The sequence below is a fragment of the Candidatus Marimicrobium litorale genome (assembly GCF_026262645.1).
Taxonomy (GTDB): domain Bacteria; phylum Pseudomonadota; class Gammaproteobacteria; order Pseudomonadales; family Halieaceae; genus Marimicrobium; species Marimicrobium litorale.
On the sequence record NZ_SHNO01000005.1, the window covers coordinates 1 to 3,670 of the forward strand.

Sequence of the window (3,670 nt, forward strand, 5' to 3'; positions counted from 1 at the left end):
AATACGCTGATCCCCTCTCACGGTGCAACACACTATGCGCAAAGAGGCGTCGATCCAGCACATTCGTCACCCATAAAAAATCCCGCAGCACTGACGCACTGCGGGATTGGGTTTAGAAGCCTGGCGATGACCTACTCTCACATGGGGAATCCCCACACTACCATTGGCGATGTATCGTTTCACTACTGAGTTCGGGATGGGGTCAGGTGGTTCCAATACTCTATGGTCGCCAGGCAAACTGGCTTGCTGTCGTCGGTCTTATCTCCATAACATGAAGTGCCTCGTCTCAACAAATAGGGCGGTATATCAAACTGTCTGTTCCTGCGTGTTGCTTCATCAACACTGGACTTGCCACAACATCCGTCAGTCTACTTGAGCACCATCGCGATCTCATCAGCAGAGGTTTTATCCCCTGCCTGATACGCACGACAGCACAAATATCTGAGTTATATGGTCAAGCCTCACGGGCAATTAGTACTGGTTAGCTCAACGCCTCACAACGCTTACACACCCAGCCTATCAACGTAGTAGTCTTCTACGGCCCTTCAGGACCCTCAAGGGGTCAGGGAGAATTAATCTTGGGAGAGGCTTCCCGCTTAGATGCTTTCAGCGGTTATCCTGTCCGAACGTAGCTACCGGGCAATGCGTCTGGCGACACAACCCGAACACCAGAGGTTCGTCCACTCCGGTCCTCTCGTACTAGGAGCAGCTTCCCTCAATTCTCCAACGCCCACGGCAGATAGGGACCGAACTGTCTCACGACGTTCTAAACCCAGCTCGCGTACCACTTTAAATGGCGAACAGCCATACCCTTGGGACCGGCTTCAGCCCCAGGATGTGATGAGCCGACATCGAGGTGCCAAACACCGCCGTCGATGTGAACTCTTGGGCGGTATCAGCCTGTTATCCCCGGAGTACCTTTTATCCGTTGAGCGACGGCCCTTCCATTCAGAACCGCCGGATCACTAAGACCTACTTTCGTACCTGCTCGTCTTGTCAGACTCGCAGTCAAGCGCGCTTGTGCCTTTACACTAACCTCATGATTTCCGACCATGATTAGCGCACCTTCGTGCTCCTCCGTTACTCTTTGGGAGGAGACCGCCCCAGTCAAACTACCCACCACACACTGTCCCCGATCCCGATAAGGGACCTAGGTTAGAACCTCAACATTACCAGGCTGGTATTTCAAGGACGACTCCACGTACGCTAGCGCGCACGCTTCAAAGTCTCCCAGCTATCCTACACAAGTAAGGTCAAAGTCCAGTGTGAAGCTATAGTAAAGGTTCACGGGGTCTTTCCGTCTAGCCGCGGGTACACTGCATCTTAACAGCGATTTCAATTTCACTGAGTCTCGGGTGGAGACAGTGTGGCCATCGTTACGCCATTCGTGCAGGTCGGAACTTACCCGACAAGGAATTTCGCTACCTTAGGACCGTTATAGTTACGGCCGCCGTTTACCGGGGCTTCGATCAAGAGCTTCTCCGAAGATAACCCCATCAATTAACCTTCCGGCACCGGGCAGGCGTCACACCCTATACGTCCACTTTCGTGTTTGCAGAGTGCTATGTTTTTAGTAAACAGTCGCAGCCACCTGGTCACTTCGACCAACCTCAGCTTAGGGAGCAAGTCCCATCACCAAAGTCGGCGTACCTTCTCCCGAAGTTACGGTACCATTTTGCCTAGTTCCTTCACCCGAGTTCTCTCAAGCGCCTTGGTATTCTCTACCTGATCACCTGTGTCGGTTTACAGTACGGTTCCTTACTATCTATGCTTAGAAGCTTTTCTTGGAAGCATGGCATCAACCACTTCTCCCGAGGGTCTCCCCAGGGGATCGTCATAAGTTCTCAGCCTTAGGGTTCCGGATTTACCTAAAACCCCAGCCTACAACCTTAAACGCGGACAACCAACACCGCGCTGGCCTAGCCTTCTCCGTCCCTCCATCGCAATAATAAGAAGTGCGGGAATATTAACCCGCTTCCCATCGACTACGCATTTCTGCCTCGCCTTAGGGGCCGACTCACCCTGTCCCGATTAGCGTTGGACAGGAAACCTTGATCTTCCGGCGGGGAGGTTTTTCACCCCCCTTATCGTTACTCATGTCAGCATTCGCACTTCTGATACCTCCAGCATACCTCCCGGTACACCTTCACAGGCTTACAGAACGCTCCTCTACCATGCACAGAATCCGAAGAAACCGTGCATCCGCAGCTTCGGTTACCAATTTAGCCCCGTTATATCTTCCGCGCAGGCCGACTCGACTAGTGAGCTATTACGCTTTCTTTAAAGGGTGGCTGCTTCTAAGCCAACCTCCTAGCTGTCTAAGCCTTCCCACATCGTTTCCCACTTAACTGGTATTAGGGACCTTAGCTGGCGGTCTGGGTTGTTGCCCTCTCGACAACGGACGTTAGCACCCGCTGTCTGTCTGCCGTGATTGTACTCCTGGGTATTCGGAGTTTGCATCGGGTTGGTAAGTCGGGATGACCCCCTAGCCGAAACAGTGCTCTACCCCCCAGGGTAAGACACGACGCTCTACCTAAATAGATTTCGAGGAGAACCAGCTATCTCCGGGCTTGATTAGCCTTTCACTCCGAGCCACAGCTCATCCCCTCATTTTTCAACATAAGTGGGTTCGGTCCTCCAGTGCCTGTTACGGCACCTTCAACCTGGCCATGGCTAGATCGCCCGGTTTCGGGTCTATTGCCTGCAACTAAGTCGCCCTATTAAGACTCGGTTTCCCTACGCCTCCCCTAAACGGTTAAGCTCGCTACAGACAATAAGTCGCTGACCCATTATACAAAAGGTACGCAGTCACACCACGAGGGTGCTCCCACTGCTTGTACGTATACGGTTTCAGGTTCTATTTCACTCCCCTCTCCGGGGTTCTTTTCGCCTTTCCCTCACGGTACTGGTTCACTATCGGTCAGTCAGGAGTATTTAGCCTTGGAGGATGGTCCCCCCATGTTCAGTCAGGATAACACGTGTCCCGACCTACTTGTCGCAAGCTCAGTACCACAATCAGGCTTTCGTGTACGGGGCTATCACCCTCTATCGCCACCCTTTCCAGAGTGTTCCACTAACCCAACTGCTATCACTTGCAGGCTGTTCCCCGGTCGCTCGCCGCTACTGGGGGAATCTCAATTGATTTCTATTCCTACGGGTACTTAGATGTTTCAGTTCTCCGCGTTCGCCTCCTTAACCTATGAATTCAGTTAAGGATACCCAGCTTACACTGGGTGGGTTTCCCCATTCGGACATCTCCGGATCAAAGGTTGTTTGCCACCTCCCCGAAGCTTTTCGCAGGCTACTACGTCCTTCATCGCCTCTGACTGCCAAGGCATCCACCGTATACGCTTAGTCACTTGACCATATAACACAGTTATCTGTTCAAGCAGACTGCACCTGGCCCCCTTTAGCACGGGCCAAGCACTGAGACACTCTTAAGTGGTACTGACATACCACCGCAACAATACTGCCGTTGCCAGAGTGCCCGCCGGATGTTGTGACGCTTAAGTCACAGTGTTTATTACAACTCATTTGGTGATAACGGGGAATTGAAACCCGCTACCACCGGAACAATTTTATCTATGAACCGCATACCTCACTCCTAAGAGTGTTGCATGTCAGTCCAAAGACTCAGCTTGATATACCTTGTTAAAGAACTTTCCGGTTG

2 rRNA genes are annotated in these 3,670 nt (G+C 52.1%); both read right to left on the reverse strand.

The window, feature by feature from the left end:
* Window positions 1-118: 118 nt before the first annotated feature.
* Window positions 119-234 (reverse strand): 5S ribosomal RNA (gene rrf, locus EYC82_RS18065).
* A 216-nt stretch (window positions 235-450) separates the two neighbouring features.
* Window positions 451-3,365 (reverse strand): 23S ribosomal RNA (locus EYC82_RS18070).
* Window positions 3,366-3,670: the final 305 nt, after the last annotated feature.